Source organism: Rhodanobacter ginsenosidimutans, from assembly GCF_042655685.1.
GTDB lineage: Bacteria > Pseudomonadota > Gammaproteobacteria > Xanthomonadales > Rhodanobacteraceae > Rhodanobacter > Rhodanobacter ginsenosidimutans.
On sequence record NZ_JBHSMM010000001.1, the window covers coordinates 2,134,420 to 2,152,210 of the forward strand.

14 protein-coding genes and 1 riboswitch are annotated in these 17,791 nt (G+C 65.0%); of the genes, 3 read left to right on the forward strand and 11 right to left on the reverse strand.

Translation table 11 applies throughout. From position 1 onward, the window contains the following. Positions 1 to 67: 67 nt before the first annotated feature. From greA to carA, 3 genes are read right to left on the reverse strand one after another with little or no spacing between them, the layout of a single operon-like run. A complete protein-coding gene (greA, locus tag ACFPK0_RS09465; RefSeq protein ID WP_056078765.1) occupies positions 68 to 544 on the reverse strand; it encodes a transcription elongation factor GreA in 477 nt (158 codons plus the stop codon). Further along, positions 541 to 3,768 (reverse strand): carbamoyl-phosphate synthase large subunit, encoded by a 3,228-nt coding sequence (carB, locus tag ACFPK0_RS09470; protein ID WP_377340079.1) that lies wholly within the window; start codon positions 3,766 to 3,768, stop codon positions 541 to 543. Before carB ends, greA begins: the two co-directional genes overlap by 4 nt. Continuing rightward, positions 3,768 to 4,895 carry a glutamine-hydrolyzing carbamoyl-phosphate synthase small subunit gene (gene carA, locus ACFPK0_RS09475; protein WP_377340081.1) on the reverse strand — a complete coding sequence of 376 codons (1,128 nt, stop codon included), beginning with the start codon at positions 4,893 to 4,895 and terminating at the stop codon, positions 3,768 to 3,770. Before carA ends, carB begins: the two co-directional genes overlap by 1 nt. A gap of 214 nt (positions 4,896 to 5,109) precedes the next feature. Between carA and ACFPK0_RS09480 the strand changes: the two genes are divergently transcribed. Beyond that, entirely contained in the window at positions 5,110 to 5,805 is a 696-nt protein-coding gene (locus ACFPK0_RS09480) for a 2OG-Fe(II) oxygenase (protein WP_056078756.1), read from the forward strand. A 15-nt stretch (positions 5,806 to 5,820) separates the two neighbouring features. Here the strand turns inward: ACFPK0_RS09480 and ACFPK0_RS09485 are convergent, their stop codons facing one another. From ACFPK0_RS09485 to hrcA, 6 genes are all read right to left on the reverse strand, one after another. After that, entirely contained in the window at positions 5,821 to 6,828 is a 1,008-nt protein-coding gene (locus ACFPK0_RS09485; RefSeq protein ID WP_056078753.1) for a sodium:calcium antiporter, read from the reverse strand. Between the two features lie 65 nt (positions 6,829 to 6,893). Next, positions 6,894 to 7,049: riboswitch (yybP-ykoY riboswitch) on the reverse strand. A 73-nt stretch (positions 7,050 to 7,122) separates the two neighbouring features. After that, positions 7,123 to 7,923: a 4-hydroxy-tetrahydrodipicolinate reductase gene (dapB, locus tag ACFPK0_RS09490; protein ID WP_377340085.1), complete on the reverse strand. Its 801-nt coding sequence runs from the start codon at positions 7,921 to 7,923 to the stop codon at positions 7,123 to 7,125. Between the two features lie 72 nt (positions 7,924 to 7,995). Further along, positions 7,996 to 9,117: a molecular chaperone DnaJ gene (dnaJ, locus tag ACFPK0_RS09495; protein ID WP_056078748.1), complete on the reverse strand. Its 1,122-nt coding sequence runs from the start codon at positions 9,115 to 9,117 to the stop codon at positions 7,996 to 7,998. A gap of 133 nt (positions 9,118 to 9,250) precedes the next feature. Then, complete coding sequence (dnaK, locus tag ACFPK0_RS09500) at positions 9,251 to 11,176, reverse strand: molecular chaperone DnaK (RefSeq protein ID WP_056078745.1); 1,926 nt, start codon at positions 11,174 to 11,176, stop codon at positions 9,251 to 9,253. Positions 11,177 to 11,299: 123 nt separating this feature from the next. Beyond that, a complete protein-coding gene (gene grpE / locus ACFPK0_RS09505; protein ID WP_056603305.1) occupies positions 11,300 to 11,836 on the reverse strand; it encodes a nucleotide exchange factor GrpE in 537 nt (178 codons plus the stop codon). An 82-nt stretch (positions 11,837 to 11,918) separates the two neighbouring features. Continuing rightward, on the reverse strand, positions 11,919 to 12,980 hold the full coding sequence (gene hrcA, locus ACFPK0_RS09510; RefSeq protein ID WP_056078738.1) for a heat-inducible transcriptional repressor HrcA: 1,062 nt from the start codon (positions 12,978 to 12,980) through the stop codon (positions 11,919 to 11,921). 140 nt (positions 12,981 to 13,120) lie between these two features. On the opposite strand from hrcA, the gene recN reads away from it, so the two are divergent. Further along, positions 13,121 to 14,800 carry a DNA repair protein RecN gene (gene recN, locus ACFPK0_RS09515; RefSeq protein WP_377340090.1) on the forward strand — a complete coding sequence of 560 codons (1,680 nt, stop codon included), beginning with the start codon at positions 13,121 to 13,123 and terminating at the stop codon, positions 14,798 to 14,800. Positions 14,801 to 14,842: 42 nt separating this feature from the next. Here recN and ACFPK0_RS09520 read toward each other — a convergent pair whose 3' ends face one another. Beyond that, the gene (locus ACFPK0_RS09520; protein ID WP_056078733.1) at positions 14,843 to 15,109 is read right to left on the reverse strand and encodes a DksA/TraR family C4-type zinc finger protein; all 267 of its coding nucleotides are present in this window, start codon (positions 15,107 to 15,109) and stop codon (positions 14,843 to 14,845) included. 155 nt (positions 15,110 to 15,264) lie between these two features. Further along, entirely contained in the window at positions 15,265 to 16,647 is a 1,383-nt protein-coding gene (gene cycA, locus ACFPK0_RS09525) for a D-serine/D-alanine/glycine transporter (protein ID WP_377340092.1), read from the reverse strand. A gap of 142 nt (positions 16,648 to 16,789) precedes the next feature. Here cycA and ACFPK0_RS09530 point away from each other — a divergent pair, with 142 nt between their 5' ends. Then, positions 16,790 to 17,596, forward strand: a complete 807-nt coding sequence (locus tag ACFPK0_RS09530) for a DUF72 domain-containing protein (RefSeq protein ID WP_377340094.1) — start codon at positions 16,790 to 16,792, stop codon at positions 17,594 to 17,596. Positions 17,597 to 17,791 lie beyond the last annotated feature (195 nt).

Sequence of the window (17,791 nt, forward strand, 5' to 3'; positions counted from 1 at the left end):
GAAAGCGGCCTTTTCTCGTTCCTGGCCCGGCGCCGATGGCGCCGAACCAATGTGACCAGATACGCGCTCAGATATAGCGGACGCTGATGATCTCGTAATGCTTCACGCCGTTGGGTGCCGTGAACTCGATGCTGTCGCCGGCACTGTGCCCGATCAGCGCGCGCGCAATCGGTGACGACACGGCAATCATCTGGCGTTTGATGTCCGCCTCCAGGTCGCCCACGATCTGATACGTCACCGCCGTACCGGCATCCTCGTCTTCCAGCTCCACGGTGGCACCGAAAACCACCCGCTCGCCGGGCTTGAGCTGCGCCACGTCGATGACCTCGGCGTTCGACAGCAAGCCTTCCAACTGGCCGATGCGGCCCTCGGTGAAGCTCTGCTGTTCGCGGGCGGCGTGATACTCGGCGTTTTCCTTCAGGTCGCCGTGCGCGCGTGCCTCGGCGATCGCCGCGATGATCCGCGGGCGATCGACGAACTTCAGTTGTTCAAGCTCGGTGCGCAAACGTTCCGAGCCCGCTTTGGTGATCGGTGGGCGACTCATCTGGTCAGCTCCCTGTGCAGTTCCTGCAGGCTGTGCACTTCGCCATCGCTGTGGAAATCCAGCGAGTGGACCAATGCGCGTGCGCCTGCCACGGTGGTGGAGTACGTAACACGGCGCTGCAGCGCCTCACGGCGGATCGAGAACGAATCGGCGATGGCCTGCTTGCCCTCGGTGGTATTGACGATATAGACGATCTCGCCGTTCTTGATCAAGTCCACGATGTGCGGGCGTCCTTCGAGCACCTTGTTGATGCGCTCGCAAACCACGCCATGCTCGGCCAGGTAGCTCGCCGTACCCGACGTGGCCACCAGGGTAAACCCGCGCGCCAGCACTTCCTTGGCCACCGGCAGCAGGCGCTCCTTGTCGGCATCGCGCACTGACACAAAAACCTTGCCGCGTGGCGGCGTGCGGATGCCGGCGGCCTCGTGGCCACGCGCAAACGCGGCGCCAAAGCTGCGGCCCACGCCCATCACCTCACCGGTGGAGCGCATTTCGGGACCGAGGATCGGATCGACGTTCTGGAACTTCAGGAACGGGAAGATCGCTTCCTTCACCGAGTAGTACGCCGGAATCACCTCACGCGTGGCGCCCAGCTCGGCCAGTGTGCGGCCAGCCATTACGCGGGCGGCGATCTTGGCCAGCGGCACGCCGGTGGCCTTGGACACGAATGGCACGGTGCGCGAAGCGCGAGGATTCACTTCAAGGATGTAGACCGTGTCGCCCTGGATCGCGAACTGGGTGTTCATCAGGCCGACGACCTTCAGCTCGCGCGCCATCGCCGCGGCCTGGCGGCGCAGCTCATCCTGTATCTGCGGCGACAGCGAATACGGCGGCAGCGAGCAGGACGAATCGCCCGAATGCACGCCGGCCTCCTCGATGTGCTCCATGATGCCGCCGATCAGCACCTGGCCGGTGGCGTCAGCGATCACGTCGACATCCACCTCCACCGCGTGGTCGAGGAAACGGTCCAGCAGTACGGGCGAATCGTTGGACACTTTCACCGCATCGCGGATGTAACGCGACAGGTCCGCGTCGTCGTGCACCACTTCCATTGCGCGGCCACCCAGCACGTAGCTGGGGCGCACCACCAGCGGGTAGCCGATCTCGCGCGCCAGCGCCAGCGCCTCGTCGGCGTTGCGCGCGGTGCGATTGGACGGCTGTTTCAGGCCGATCTTCTCGATCATCTGCTGGAACCGCTCACGGTCCTCGGCCAGGTCGATGCTGTCCGGGCTGGTGCCGATGATCGGCACGCCCGCCGCTTCCAGCGCACGCGCCAGTTTCAGCGGGGTTTGGCCGCCGTACTGCACGATCACGCCCTTGGGTTTTTCCAGCTCCACGATTTCCAGCACGTCTTCCAGCGTCAGCGGCTCGAAGTACAAGCGATCCGACGTGTCGTAGTCGGTGGACACGGTTTCCGGGTTGCAGTTGACCATGATGGTTTCATAGCCATCCTCGCGCAGCGCCAGCGAGGCATGCACGCAGCAATAGTCGAACTCGATGCCCTGCCCGATGCGGTTCGGACCGCCGCCCAGCACAATGATCTTGTCGCGGTTGGTCGGCTCGGCTTCGCACTCTTCCTCGTAGGTCGAATACATGTAGGCAGTGCTGGTGGCGAACTCGGCCGCGCAGGAGTCCACGCGCTTGTACACCGGGCGCACGCCCAGCGTGTGGCGCAGATGCCGCACGGCAGCCTCGTCGGAGCCGAGCAGCTCGGCCAGCCGCGCATCGGAGAAACCGAGCCGCTTCAGTTCGCGCAGCCGCGGCGCATCCAGTGCGGTGACGCCTTGAGCCGCCACTTCGCCCTCGGTCAGCACGATGTCCTCGAACGCGGCCAGGAACCATGGGTCGACCCGGCTGAGGTTGAATACTTCCTCCAGCGACAGGCCGGCACGGAACGCGTCGGCCAAATGGAACACGCGGTCCGGCCGCGGCTCGCGCAATTCACGCTTCAGCGTGGCCAGGCCGTCTTCGGTGCTGATATCCAGCCCGGTCGGGTTGAGTCCGGTCTTGCCGATTTCCAACCCGCGCAACGCTTTCTGCAGCGACTCGTGGAAGGTACGGCCGATCGCCATCACCTCGCCCACCGACTTCATCTGGGTGGTGAGCCGGGCATCCGCCGACGGGAATTTCTCGAACGCAAAACGCGGAATCTTGGTGACCACGTAATCGATGGTCGGCTCGAACGATGCCGGCGTCAGGCCACCGGTGATGTCGTTCTTCAACTCGTCCAGCGTATAGCCCACCGCCAGTTTCGCGGCGACCTTGGCGATCGGGAAGCCGGTGGCCTTGGAAGCCAACGCCGACGAACGCGATACGCGCGGGTTCATCTCGATCACCACCACGCGACCGGTATCGGGGTTGATGCCGAACTGCACGTTGGAGCCGCCGGTATCCACGCCGATCTTGCGCAACACCGCGATCGACGCGTCACGCAGGCGCTGGTATTCCTTGTCGGTAAGCGTCTGCGCCGGCGCCACGGTGATCGAGTCGCCCGTGTGCACGCCCATCGGATCGAGGTTCTCGATGGCGCAGATGATGATGCAGTTGTCCGCGGTGTCGCGAACCACTTCCATCTCGAATTCCTTCCAGCCCAGCAGGGATTCGTCGATCAGCACTTCGTTCGTTGGCGACAGCTCCAGGCCACGCTTGACGATGACCTCGAACTCTTCCTTGTTGTAGGCGATGCCGCCGCCGGAACCGCCCAGCGTGAAGCTGGGCCGGATGATGGCGGGGAAGCCCAGTTCGGCCTGGATCTCCAGCGCATGCTCGAAATTCTTGGCCACGCCGGAGCGCGGGCTTTCCAGCCCGATGTCGGTCATCGCCTGCTTGAACAGCTCGCGGTCCTCCGCCATGCGGATGGCATCGCGCCGCGCGCCGATCAGCTCGACGTTGTACTTCTCCAGCACCCCGTGATCGGCCAGGTCGAGCGCGCAATTGAGGGCCGTCTGGCCTCCCATCGTGGGCAGTACGGCGTCGGGGCGCTCCTTGGCAATGATGTGCTCCACCGTCTGCCAGTTGATCGGCTCGATGTAGACCGCGTCGGCGGTTTCCGGGTCGGTCATGATGGTGGCGGGATTGGAGTTCACCAGGATGACCCGGAAGCCCTCCTCCTTCAGCGCCTTGCATGCCTGGGCGCCGGAGTAGTCGAACTCGCAGGCCTGGCCGATCACGATCGGGCCGGCGCCAATGACGAGGATGCTCTTGAGATCGGTACGCTTGGCCATCAGCGGGCCTCCTCCATCAGTGCGGCAAACCGCTTGAACAAATAGCCGACGTCCAGCGGGCCGGGGCTCGCTTCCGGATGGCCCTGGAAACAGAACGCGGGACGATCGGTGAGCGCAAAACCCTGCAGCGAACCGTCGAACAGCGAGGTGTGGGTGACACGGACGTTCGCCGGCAGCGTGGCCGGATCAACGGCGAAGCCGTGGTTCTGTGAGGTGATCAGCACGCGGCCGTCGTCCAGATCCTTCACCGGGTGATTGGCGCCGTGATGGCCGAACTTCATCTTCACGGTGCGCGCGCCCAGCGCCAGGCCCATCAACTGATGGCCGAGGCAGATGCCGAACAGGGGAATCTTCGCCTCCAGGAACGTGCGCGTCGCCTCGATGGCGTAGTCACACGCGGCCGGATCGCCGGGGCCGTTGGAGAGAAACACGCCGTCAGGTTTCATCGCCAGCACATCGGCGGCCGGTGTCTGTGCCGGCACCACGGTCACTTCGCAACCCTGTTCGGCCAGCAGGCGCAGGATGTTGAGCTTGGTGCCGAAGTCGTAGGCGACGACCTTGAAACGCTTGGCCGGCTGGTTGAAGGCGGTGCGATCGAGATCGTAAATGCCTTCGTTCCACACATACGATTCACGCGTGCTCACCACTTTGGCCAGATCCATGCCGTTCAGGCCGGCAAACCCGCGCGCGCTGGCCAGTGCCGCCTCCGCATCGATCTGCTCGCCCGCCACGATGCAGCCGGACAGCGCGCCCTTGACGCGCAGGATGCGGGTGAGGCGGCGCGTGTCGATGCCGGCAATGGCCACGACGTCGTGGCGTTTCAGGTAATCGGACAGGCCTTCATTGCAGCGCCAGTTACTGGCGCGACGCGGCACGTCGCGCACGATCAGGCCGGCGGCTTGCACCTTGCCGGACTCGACGTCTTCGGCGTTCACGCCGGTGTTGCCCACGTGCGGATAGGTCAGGGTGACCATCTGCCGCGCATAGGAGGGATCGGTGAGGATCTCCTGGTAACCCGTCATCGCCGTGTTGAACACCACTTCGCCAACGGTTTCACCGTTGGCGCCGGCGGCATGACCATGAAACAGGCTGCCGTCTTCGAGGGCAAGCAGAGCGGGAATGGGCATATGGTATCCGCCTTTTAGATGCAGCAAAGTCCGCAAGCCGCGGGGGTGCTGGCTTGTGAACAGTGGAAAGAAAGGTATTGGGGCGGCTGGAAATGATAGGTGGCGACAGGGGGTTCTGTCCACCTTACGACGCATGAATGACTCGTCATCCACGTCTTCGGCATGGCCGTGATCACGGGTACACTTGCCGCGATTACATGGAGTTGAATGACGTATGCACACCGCTGTCCTGCTTGATCCCGCGCGTCTTGATCGCCCGGACACCACGGTGCATCTACAGCCTTTCCCCTTCCTGCTGGCCCATGGCCAGTTGCCGGACGAAGCCCGCGGGGATCTGGAGCACGATTTTCCACGCTACCCCAGCGCGGGTTTTTTTCCCTATGACCCGGGTGACTGCGGGCCGTCCGTCAATGCGCTGGTGGAGCACATGACGGCGCCCTCTTTCGCCAGTGCCGTGGGCCGCCGGCTGGGCATCGACGGGCTGGAGCAATACCCGACCCTGGTGACGGTTTGCCGGCTGCTGAACAAGCGCCACGGCACCATCCATACCGACAGCCGCTCGAAAGTGGTCACCGCACTGCTTTATCTCAACCACAGCTGGCCCGATACCAGCAACGGCTGCCTGCGGTTCCTGCACAAGATCGACGACATCGACGCGATGGTGGCGCCGGAATTGCCGCCGCTGTACGGCGAATTCGCCGCCTTCAAGCGCTGCGACAATTCATTCCACGGCCACCTGCCCTATGAAGGCGAACGCCGGGTGATCCAGGTTTCCTGGCTCACCAGCGAAGAGGAAAAGCAGCGCAAGACGCGGCGTGGAAAGTTCTCCCGCATGTTCAAGAAAATTTTCGGGAAACTCGATACGCGCCTCGGCGCCGGACGCGATCGCAACGCCTCGCATCCGGATTGAACACTATCGCCGGCCTCATGCGCCGGCGAAATGCCAGGCCACGTACGCGGCGAATACGCCATAGAGCAGCCCCACCGGCCATAGCCAGCGGGCATCCACCCCGCCGCGCCGGAACAGCCACCACAGGTAGACGATCGCAACGGCCGTCAGTGCGCCGGAAACGATCAGCGGCGTATCGAACAGCCAGGGCGTCGCGAATATCGCCAGCGCGCTGGGGATGGTGGCCTGGATCATCATGGCACCGGAAATGTTCGCCAACGCCAGGCGCTCCTTGCCCTGGCGCACCCAGATCAGCGCGTTGACGGTTTCGGGCAATTCGGTCGCCACCGGACTCAGCACCAGCGCCACCAGATGCGGCGGCAGACCGAACGCCGTGCCGATCGATTCCAGTTGACTGACAAACACACGCGCCGCCACCGCGATCACCGCCAGCGCCGCCACCGTCTGCGCCACCACCCAGCGCATGGCCGGCTCGGCATGGTGCGGGCGGAACTTCAGGGGGTCGAGGGATTCGTCTTCCGGGGCGCTGTCTTCGCTGCGCACTTCCCGCCACACGTACAACGCGTAGGCCACCAGAAACAGCACGCCGAGCGCCGGCTTGAAGGCGAACGCCACCAATCCCAGGCCCACCTTGACCACAAAGATCGCCAGGAACCATGACTGGTCGCGCGCAAGGCGTTGATGGTCGACCCGGATGATCCGGTCGGTCCGCCGCAACCGGTGCCGGTTGCACCACAACGCCACGCCGACGACGGCATAGGCGATCGTGGCCAGCACCAGCGGCCCGCCCATGGCGGCGCCGACGCCGATATCACGCGCCGATGGCGTCTTGCCGAATATCACGGCGACGAAAGTCACCGCACTTTCCGGCAACGCGGTACCGAAGGCCGCCAGCACCGTGCCGGTGGCCGTCGCACTCAGGTCGAGCTTGCGCCCGAACCATTCCACGCCGTTGACGAAGTATTCGCAGGCCAGGTAGATGGCCAGCGCCGAACCGAAAAACAGCACGCAGGTAAGCAGCATGGGTACCAACGAAAAGCCGGGCGAGCGGAATACCGATGGCGCAACGACACCGCTCGCCCGGCCGGGTAAGCATGTCGATGGCCAAAGGTCTCGCCGGGCAACGCCAACGCCTGGGCGGCATCAGCGGCTGTTCGCACCATGGCGCCGAAACACGACGACCAAGTCTGTTGATGCGAACGCCTCAGGGGAAACGAGGCTGGCTACTCCCCAATGACAACGCGCGAATCCTAGCGGCAGCGCAGGAAGGGCACAAGCCCGCGGCACCTCATTGCGGTCGTCATCCGTTGCAGGATCTTATGGCGGCGAGGCGATCACGTCGTCGATCTGCCAATGGCCGGCCGGGCGGCTGCTCAGCCAGTACGCTGCCTGCAAGGCTCCACGCGCGAAAATCGAGCGATCGGTCGCGCGATGGCCCAACTCCACCCGCTCGCCCTGGCCGATCAACAACGCCGTGTGCTCACCCACGATGTCGCCGCCGCGCACCACCGCGAAACCGATGCTGCCTTCGGCGCGCGGACCGGTCTGGCCTTCGCGGCTGTAGACGGCGGCGTGATCGAGCGTGGTCTTGCGCGCGTCGGCAGCAGCGTGGCCGAGCGCCAGCGCAGTGCCCGAGGGCGCATCCTGCTTGCGGTTGTGATGGGCCTCCACGATCTCCAGGTCCCAATCCGGCAACGCCGCGGCGGCATCGCGCAGCAAGCGCGTCAGCACCGCCACACCCAGGCTGAAATTGGCGGCACGCAACAACGCAATGCGCTCGCCGGCCTGCGCCAATCGGGTCTCCATGGCAGCGTCGAGGCCGGTGGTGCCACTGACCAGGGCGATGCCGTGGGCCAGGCAATGGGTGAGCGCGCCATCCAGTGCGGCCGGCCCGCTGAAATCGATCATCACATCCAGCGCCGGCGCGCCGGCCCAGTCGTGCGCAAAGCGCAACGCGGCACCAGGGCGGACATTCACCGGCTGCCCATCATCCGCCGAACCGGGCGCCACCACCGCATGCACCAGTTCGAACCGCGAGTCGTCGCGAAGCAGCGCGAGCAGCGCACTGCCCATGCGACCGGAAGCGCCGTTGAGGGCGAGGCGGATCGGTGGCGTCATGGCGAACGTCCTTGGCATGAATGAAATGAAAAGTTGAGGCGCAGCACCGGCGCCGGCTTGCGATGAACGTGATTACGAGGTTACCCGCGACCAGAACTGGCGCACGCCCTCGCCCCAGGTCTTGGCACGCGGCATGTGTTTCTCGCCATCGCCGTCGTCGAAGCTGGCTTCCAGTTGTTCCAGCAGTTCACGCTGCTGCCGCGTCAATCGTACCGGCGTCTCCACCACGACCTTGCAGATGAGGTCGCCATGACGGCCGCTGCGTACGGACTTGACGCCGCGACCGCGCAGGCGGAACTCCTGGCCGGTCTGGGTCTCGGGCGGAATGCTGATCGGCACCTCGCCTTCCAGCGTCGGCACCGGCAGTTCAGTGCCCAGCGCCGCATGCGAGAAACGGATCGGCAGTTCGCAATACAGGTCGTTGCCTTCGCGCTGGAAAATCGCGTGTTCGCGCACGTGCACTTCCACGTACAGGTCGCCCGCGGGTGATCCGGCGGGGCCGGCTTCGCCCTGCCCGGTCAGGCGGATGCGATCGCCGTTGTCGACGCCGGCGGGGATCTGTACCGACAACGTGCGGGTCTCTTCCAGGCGGCCTTCGCCGTGGCACTTCTTGCACAGTTTCTCGATCGTCTGGCCGGTGCCGCCGCAATGCGGGCACGCCTGTTGGATCGAGAAGATGCCGTTCTGCATGCGTACGCGGCCATGGCCGCGACAGGTCTTGCACTGGCTGACCTTGCCGTCTTCCGAACCCGAGCCATTGCAGTGCTGGCAGTTGACCTGGGTGGGGATCTCGATCTGGCGACTGACGCCGAAGACGGCCTCCTCCAGATCCAGCTCCATGATGTAGCGCAAGTCGGAACCGCGTCGCGGACGGCCACGGCCGCCACCGCCAAAGATGTCGCCGAAGATGTCCCCGAAAATATCGCCCACATCGCCGAAGCCGGCACCGCCGCGACCGCCCATGCCACCCTCGAAGGCCGCATGGCCGTGCTGGTCGTACATCGCGCGCTTCTGTGCGTCCGACAGCACTTCGTAGGCCTCCTTGGCCTCCTTGAATTTCTCCTGCGCCGTCGGATCGTCCGGGCAGCGGTCCGGGTGGTACTTCATCGCCAGGCGGCGAAAGGATTTCTTCAGATCGCCTTCGGCGACCGTGCGCTCGACACCCAGGACCTCGTAGTAATCACGCTTGCTCATTCATCTACCCACAACCTGTTGACCTTGCGATGGCCCGCACACCGCGAACCATGTCCCTCTCAGCAAACAGCCCGCACCGCGGGAATTCCTGCGGCGCGGGCTGCGTCAATCGGCGGCGCCGACTAGCTGACGATCACTTCTTTTCGTCGTCCTTGACCTCGGTGAACTCGGCATCCACCACGTCGTCGGGCTGGGCGGAACCACCGCCCGGAGCCGTCTGGGCGCCATCGTCGGCCGCACCGCCACCCTGCGCGGCAGCCTGCAGTGCCTGCGACGCCTGCTCCAGCTTCTCGATCTTCGATTCGATCGCGGCCTTGTCGTCACCGTCCTTGGCTTTCTCCAGTTCGGACAGCGCGCCCTCGATGCTGCTGAGCTGATCCGCCGGCACCTTGCCGCCATGCTCTTTCAGCGCACTGCGGGTGGCGTGCACCAGCTGATCTGCCTTGTTGCGGGTGGCGACCAGCTCATGGAACTTGCGGTCCTCCTCCTTGTTGGCCTCGGCGTCGGCAACCATCCGCGCGACTTCTTCATCGGACAGGCCGGAACCGGCCTTGATCTCGATCTTCTGTTCCTTGCCGGTTTTCTTGTCCTTGGCCGACACATGCAGGATGCCGTTGGCGTCGATGTCGAACGTGACCTCGATCTGCGGCATGCCGCGCGGCGCGGGGTCGATACCCTGCAGGTCGAACTTGCCCAGCGACTTGTTGACGTTGGCGCGCTCGCGCTCACCCTGCAACACGTGCACGGTCACCGCGGTCTGGTTGTCGTCGGCGGTGGAGAAGGTCTGCGAGGCCTTGGTCGGCACCGTGGTGTTCTTCTCGATCAGCTTGGTCATCACGCCGCCCATCGTCTCGATGCCGAGCGACAGCGGGGTGACGTCCAGCAGCAGCACGTCCTTGACGGTACCGCCCAACACGCCGCCCTGGATCGCCGCGCCCACGGCGACGGCCTCATCCGGGTTGACGTCCTTGCGCGGGTCCTTGCCGAAGAAATCCTTCACCGCTTCCTGCACCTTCGGCATGCGGGTCTGGCCACCGACCAGGATCACGTCGTTGATGTCGGAAACGCGCAGGCCGGCGTCATTCAACGCAGTGCGGCACGGCTCGATGGTGCGCTTGACCAGCTCTTCCACCAGCGACTCCAGCTTGGCCCGGGTCAGCTTGATGTTGAGGTGCTTCGGGCCGGAGGCGTCGGCGGTGACGTACGGCAGGTTGACGTCGGTCTGGTGGTTGGAGGACAGCTCGATCTTGGCGCGTTCGGCCGCATCCTTCAGGCGCTGCAGCGCCAGCGGGTCCTTGCGCAGGTCGATGCCCTGCTCCTTGTTGAACTCGTCCACCAGATAGTCGATGACGCGCATGTCGAAGTCTTCGCCACCCAGGAAGGTGTCGCCGTTGGTGGCCAGCACTTCGAACTGCTTCTCGCCGTCGACTTCGGCGATCTCGATGATCGACACGTCGAAGGTGCCGCCGCCCAGATCGTAAACGGCGATCTTGCGGTCGCCGCCGCTCTTGTCCAGGCCATAGGCCAGCGCGGCCGCGGTGGGCTCGTTGATGATGCGCTTCACTTCGAGGCCGGCGATCTTGCCGGCATCCTTGGTGGCCTGGCGCTGGCTGTCATTGAAGTACGCCGGCACCGTGATCACGGCCTCGGTGATCGACTCGCCGAGATAATCCTCGGCGGTCTTCTTCATCTTCATCAGCACTTTCGCAGCGATTTCCTGCGGCGCCATTTTCTTGCCGTCGGACGTCTGCACCCAGGCATCGCCATTGTCATGGGCCACGATGCCGTACGGCACGACGTTCAGATCCTTCTGGACTTCCGCGTCGGAGAATTTGCGGCCGATAAGGCGCTTCACCGCGTAGAAGGTATTTTTCGGGTTGGTCACGCTCTGGCGTTTGGCCGAGGCGCCCACGAGCACTTCGCCGTCCTTGGTGAAAGCGACGATCGACGGCGTGGTGCGGTCACCTTCCGAGTTCTCGATGACCTTGGCGGTGCCGCCGTCCATGACCGACACACACGAGTTGGTGGTGCCCAGGTCGATACCGATGATCTTGCCCATAACTATGCTCCAAATTTTTCGGCGGTCAGCCGCCGCGACTGGTTTTCAGAATGGGGTTGCAGCCTGCCGATTCAATGGCGGCTGCATTCCCGGATGTGGGGTGTTGACGATTGATCTGGCTGGCTATTCGCCCTTGGCCACCGCGACCAGCGCGGGCCGCAGCAGCCGGTCATTGAGCACATAACCCTTCTGCAGCACGTTCACCACGGTATTCGGCACCGCGCCCGGAGCGTCGACCATGCTGACGGCGTGGTGGCGTTCCGGATCCAGTGTCTGGCCCAATGGATCGACCTGCACCAGGCCGTTGTTCTCGGCGATCTTCAACAACGATTTCAACGTGAGGCTGATGCCCTCGCGCACCGACGCCACGTCGCCGGTTTCCACCGCCAGGCCGCGCTCCAGTCCGTCATAAACCGGCAGCAGCTCGTTCAGCAGTTTCTCATTGGCGAAACGGCGCGCCTGGTCCAGATCGCGCTGCATGCGGCGGCGCTGGTTGTCCAACTCGGCATGATCGCGCAGGTTGGCTTCGCGCAATTCGGCATTGAGCGCCTGCTGCTCGCTCAATTGCAGTTTCAGCGTCTCGATTTCGAGATTGCCGGCCTCGACATCGGGATTTTCGCCCTGCGCGTCGTGGGGTGCGTGCGGGTCGTTGTTGTGCATTTAGGAAACTCCAAAGCCTTGGCCATGGCCGGCGTGGCGGCCAGCCGTCAGTGAACTCGCGGAAAACTCCGTCCCGCAGCGGTTATAAGGTCGTGGCAGCGCGATTCAAGGCATCACTGAGCAATCCGGCGGTGGCCTTTACCACCGGGATCACCCGTTCATACGCCATCCGGGTCGGGCCGATGACGCCGACCGCCCCCAATACGCGCCCCTGCGCGCCGTAACTGGCGGTAACCACGCTGCACCCGTCCAGTGCGGAAAAGCCGGATTCCTCGCCGATGAACAGCCGCACACCCGGTGCACGGGCGCACACTTCCATCAATTGCAGCAATTCGTTCTTCTGCTGGAACGCGTCGAACAACTCACGCAAACGCTGCAGATCGGCGAGTTCGGAGTATGCCATCAGGTTGGTCTGGCCACTCACCAGCACGTCGTCACCGCCCGCCTGCGGCGCGAAGGACGCGGCGGCCAATTCCACCGAACTGGCCAGCAGGCGGTTGAGCTCACTGCTGGTCTCGCGCAATTCGATCAGCAGCTGGGTGCGGATGTCGTCCAGCCGCAAACCGGCAAACTGGCTGTTGAGGTAATTGGCCGCCTGTTCCAGTTCATGGCTGGCCAGTGGCTTGGCCAGTTGCACGATGCGGTTCTGCACCTGATTGTCGGTAAACACCAGGATCACCAGCACCCGCGCGTCCGGCAGCGACACGAAATCGATGTGGCGCAGCGGGAAATCGGCCTGCCGCGGCACGCTGACCACGCCGGCGAAACGGGTCATCGCCGACAGCAGGGTCGACACGTTGCCGAGCAGGTCGCGCGTGGTGGTCGGCCCAGGCGGCAGCTCGCGCTGCAGGCGGATCATGTCCTCGTGCGGCAGTGGCTGCAGTTCGATCAGGCTGTCGACGAACAGGCGCAGCCCCCGCGGCGTGGGCACGCGGCCGGCCGAGGTATGCGGCGAGGCCACCAGCCCGGCGTCCTCCAGGTCGGCCATGATGTTGCGGATGGTCGCCGGACTCACGTCCAGCCCGGACGACCGCGACAGCGTGCGCGACCCCACCGGCTCACCGTCGACGAGGTATTGCGCAATCAGCGTGCGCAGCAGCCGCCGCGCACGCGCATCGAGGTCGTGACCGTAAGGGTTGATCATGTGCTGTTGCAGTCCCTGAGACCGCATAGAAATAAGGTCTGCGCCCGCGCATTGCAAGAATGGCCGGGCAAGCGACCCCAAGGGAGTCGTTTGCAGGCTGGCTCCCTTTACAATCGCCCGATCCCCTTACGGCTTGGCTTATGCTCACCTCGCTCTATGTCCGCCAGTTCGCTGTCGTCGAAAAAGCCGAGATCGCATTCGGCCCCGGCCTGACCGTGGTCAGTGGCGAAACCGGCGCCGGCAAGTCGCTGCTGGTCGACGCCTTGATGCTGCTGGCTGGCGCCCGCGCCGACAGCGGCATGGTGCGCGCCGGCAGTGATCGCGCGGAGCTGGCGGCGGAGTTCGACCTGTCATCGCTACCGCTGGCGCGCGAATGGCTGCAGCGCGAAGATCTGGACGAGGACGGCGCCTGCCAGCTTCGCCGCGTATTGCGGGCCGAGGGCAGCTCGCGGGCGTGGATCAACGGCCGCCCCGCCAACGCCCGCCAGCTGGGCGAGATCGCGGAGTTGCTGGTGGAGATCCACGGCCAGCACGAGCACCAGGCGCTGCTTTCGCGCAACCACCAGATGGCCTTGCTCGATGCCTACGCCGGCCACGATGCACTGCTGGCGCAAGTGCGTGACCGGGCCACGCAGTGGCGCGAACTGGGTGCCCGGGTGCGTCGCCTCAGCGGCGGTGAAGACCGCGATCACCGCATCGAATTGCTGCGCCATGAAATCGGCGAACTGGAAAAATGGGCCCTGCCCGCCGCCGCGCTGGCCGATCTCGAAACCAGCCACAAGCGGCTGGCCAATGCCGGCCGACTGGCCGAAGGCGCCTCCGGCGTGGTGGACCTGCTCGACGGTGACGGCGAATTCGCGCTGCGCCGGGCGCTGGGTCGGGCCCAGGTGGAACTGGGCAAGCTCGCCACGCTCGACGAACGGCTGGCGCCGCTGCTGGAACTGCTCGACAACGCGGAAATCCAGCTGGGCGAGGCCGTCGACGGGCTGGGCCGCTACGCGCAGGACGTCGACCTGGACCCGGACCGCTACGCCGAAGTCGATACCCATATCGCCCGCCTGCACGAACTCTCACGCAAACACCGGCTGCCCGTGGCCGAGCTGCACGACAAACTGGCCCAGATGCAGGCCGAACTGACCGAACTCGAAGGCGCGGGCGATGCGCTGGACAAGCTCGATGCACAACGCCACCAATTGCAGCGCGAATACACCGAGGCCGCCGAACAACTCAGCCACTCGCGCGCCGACGCGGCCATACGACTTGGCCAGGAAGTGGGCTCGTTGATGAGCGAGCTGGGCATGGCCGGTGGCGTGCTGCGCATCGAACTGGAGCCGGTCGCCGGCACCGACCCGGACCCACTGGGCCAGGAGCGCTGCGAGCTGCTGGTCAGCGCCAATCCCGGGCAGCCGCCGCGGCCGCTGCGCAAGGTGGCCTCCGGCGGCGAGCTGGCGCGCATCAGCCTCGCCATCGAAGTGGCCACCCTGGGCAACGACGCCGTCGGCACCATGGTGTTCGACGAAGTCGACAGCGGTATCGGCGGCGCGGTCGCCGAAGTGGTCGGCCAGAAGCTGCGCGCGCTGGGCATGCAGCGGCAGGTGCTGTGCGTCACCCACCTGCCGCAGGTGGCTGCCCAGGGCCATGCGCATTTGCGCGTCAGCAAGCGCAGCGAGGGCGATTCGACCTATACCCACATCGAGACGCTGGATGCCGCCGGTCGTCGCGATGAACTGGCCCGCATGCTGGGCGGCGTGGAGATCACCCGCGAAACGCGGGCGCATGCGAAACAGATGCTGGAGCGCGGGCAAGCGGTGGCGAAGTAACGTTCGCGGCGAGCTCCCATGCTGCGAAGCGGTGCACCGCGTTCAGCGCAACTGGCTGTCCTTGCTGCCACGGCGGTTGAACATCGCCGCGCTGGCCTGCTCCTTGTCGTGCAGTTCCTGGCAGGTCACACACAGGCGCACGCCGGGCACGGCCATGCGGCGCGCCTCGGGAATTTCCGCATCGCATTCCTCGCAGCGCATCAGGCCCGGCCCCTTGCGCAGTTGCCGGCGTGCCCGCGATACCGCGTCGTTGACGGTAGCGTCGATCTGATCCTGCACGGCGCCATCGCCGGCCCAACCCGTTGCCATGAGCGTCTCCGGATGACAGGGATGTACCGAGGATAGCCGCGCGGGGATGAATACGGCGGCGATCGCGCGTGAAGAACCGCTTCCCCGCCGTGGTGTCCGGAACAAACGCCTGTCGCCACGGACCCGCCGTGGCGTTGGGGGCGATGGGTTTTCGCCTAGCTGGCGCGCACCGCGCGACGGCGCTTCCACACGTAGCTGGCACCCAGCAGCAGAAACCATATCGGGCTGGCCAGCAGCGCTTCGCGGGTATCGGTCTGCAAGGTCAGCAGCACGATGACGAACGCGAAAAACGCCAGGCAGACCCAGCACATCACCACGCCGCCGGGCATCTTGTACTTCGAGGCCTGGTGCAGCTGCGGTCGCTTGCGGCGGTAAGCCATGTACGCACAAAGAATCAGCGACCACACGAACATGAAAAGCACCGCCGCCAGCGTGGTCACCAGCGTAAAGGCCGTGACCACGTCGGGGATCACGTAGACCAGGGTGGCGCCCAGCAGCAGGCAGAAGCAGGAAAACAGCAGGCCCAACGATGGCACGGCCGCACGCGACAGTCGCGCAAAAACGCCCGGCGCATGATCCTCCTGCGCCAGGCCGTAAAGCATGCGGCTGGTCGAAAAAATGCCGCTGTTGGCCGAGGACGTGGCCGAGGTCAGCACCACGAAATTGATCAGGCTGGCGGCGGCCGGAACGCCGGCCAGCACGAACAGTTCCACGAACGGGCTCTTGCCCGCCTCCACCAGATGCCACGGCGTCACCACCATGATCGCCAGCAGCGCCATCACGTAGAAAATGATGATGCGCACGGGAATCGAGTTGATTGCCTTGGGCAGATTGCGCTCGGGGTCGGCCGTTTCGGCGGCGGTGGTGCCGACCAACTCGATGCCCACGAAGGCGAACACCGCGATCTGGAACCCCGCGAAAAACCCGCCCAGCCCTTTCGGGAAAACGCCGCCGTCATTCCACAGATTGGCCAGCGTCGCCTTGTTGCCGCTCGGCGACTCGAAGCCCCACGCCACCAGCGCAAAGCCCGTGACGATCAATGCGCAGATGGCCACGATCTTGATCAACGCGAACCAGAATTCCATCTCGCCGAACAAGCGCACCGTGGTGAGGTTAAGCGTCAGCAACAGCAGCACGCACAGCACGGCGGGAATCCACGGCGCCAGCCCCGGAAACCAGTATTGGGCATAGGCGGCAATGGCGATCACGTCTGCGATCGCGGTGATGATCCAGCAGAACCAGTAAGTCCAGCCGCAGAAAAAGCCCGCCCAGGGTCCCAGCAGGTCGGTGGAAAAGTCGATGAACGATTTGTAGCGCAGGTCCGAGAGCAGCAGCTCGCCCATCGCCCGCATCACGAAAAACAACATCACGCCGATGATCAGGTAGACCAGCACGATGGATGGCCCGGCCAGGCTGATGGTCTTGCCCGACCCCATGAACAAGCCCGTGCCAATGGCGCCGCCGATGGCGATCAATTGCAGGTGCCGGTTCGACAGGCTGCGCCTCAGGTGATCGGGATGCTCCGTCAATGCGGTCATGCAGCGCGCCTCTGGCGTTCAGGATGCGCAAACATAGAAGAAACCCGGCGGCAAGGGAAATGGATCGAGGCCGCGTGCCCATTCCCGTATCGCACCCGCAACCATCGCCGCGTCTTCACGCGCGCCACGCACACTGCGAAACATGGCCGAACCCACCTCAACCCGCCACCTTGGTTTGCGCATTGGCTGTGCCGGCTGGTCGATAGCCACCGCGCAGCAACCGCTGTTCGACAGCGGTGCCAGCCTGCTCGAACGTTACGCGAGCCGTTTCGATGCAGTGGAAATCAACTCGTCGTTTTACCGCCCGCATCGCCCGCAGACCTACGAGCGCTGGGCCGCGACGGTTCCTGCGGATTTCCGTTTCACGCTGAAGATGCCCCGAACCATCAGCCACCACGCACGGTTGCGGAAGGCCGAACCCCTGCTGGACGATTTCCTGGCACAGGTGGCGCCCATGGGCGACAAGCTCGGCTGCCTGTTGCTGCAGTTGCCGCCCAGCCTGGCTTTCGACGGCCGCGTGGCGGGCGCCTTCTTCAAGCGGTTGCGTGCTCGCTGGAATGGTGGCGTGGCCTGCGAGCCGCGCCACGCCAGTTGGTTCGCCGGCCCGGCCGACGACCTGTGGCTGCGATATAGATTGGCCCGCGTCGGGGCCGATCCCGCGCCCTGCCCCGCGGCACGTCACGCCACGGGCGAACCCGCGCTGCGCTACTGGCGCCTGCATGGTTCGCCGCGCACGTACTACAGCGCCTACGACGACGACGCGCTGCGCGCCGTGGCCACGCAGGTCAGCGAGGAAACCCCCAATGGTGCCGAGGCATGGGTCATTTTCGACAATACCGCGCATGGCCACGCCATTCCCGATGCGCTGCGGCTACAGCAGTTGACGGCAATGCCGGAACCGGTGGAACAGACGCAACCGCGCACCGTGCACACGCGCTCCCGCGATTGATCAGTGGCTGTAATCAACGGAACGAGGGTTTCGGCTTGCGATCGATCAGCCAAACCGACCATGCCGCAGAGAATCGAGCGCGTTGCCATCCCGCACGTTCGATCGCCTCCGTCATCAGCGCGCCCAGCCGGATCATTCGATCGGCCAGCCAGCGCGGCACACGGCCGCCGTGCAGCGGCAGGTCAGCGCTTCCGC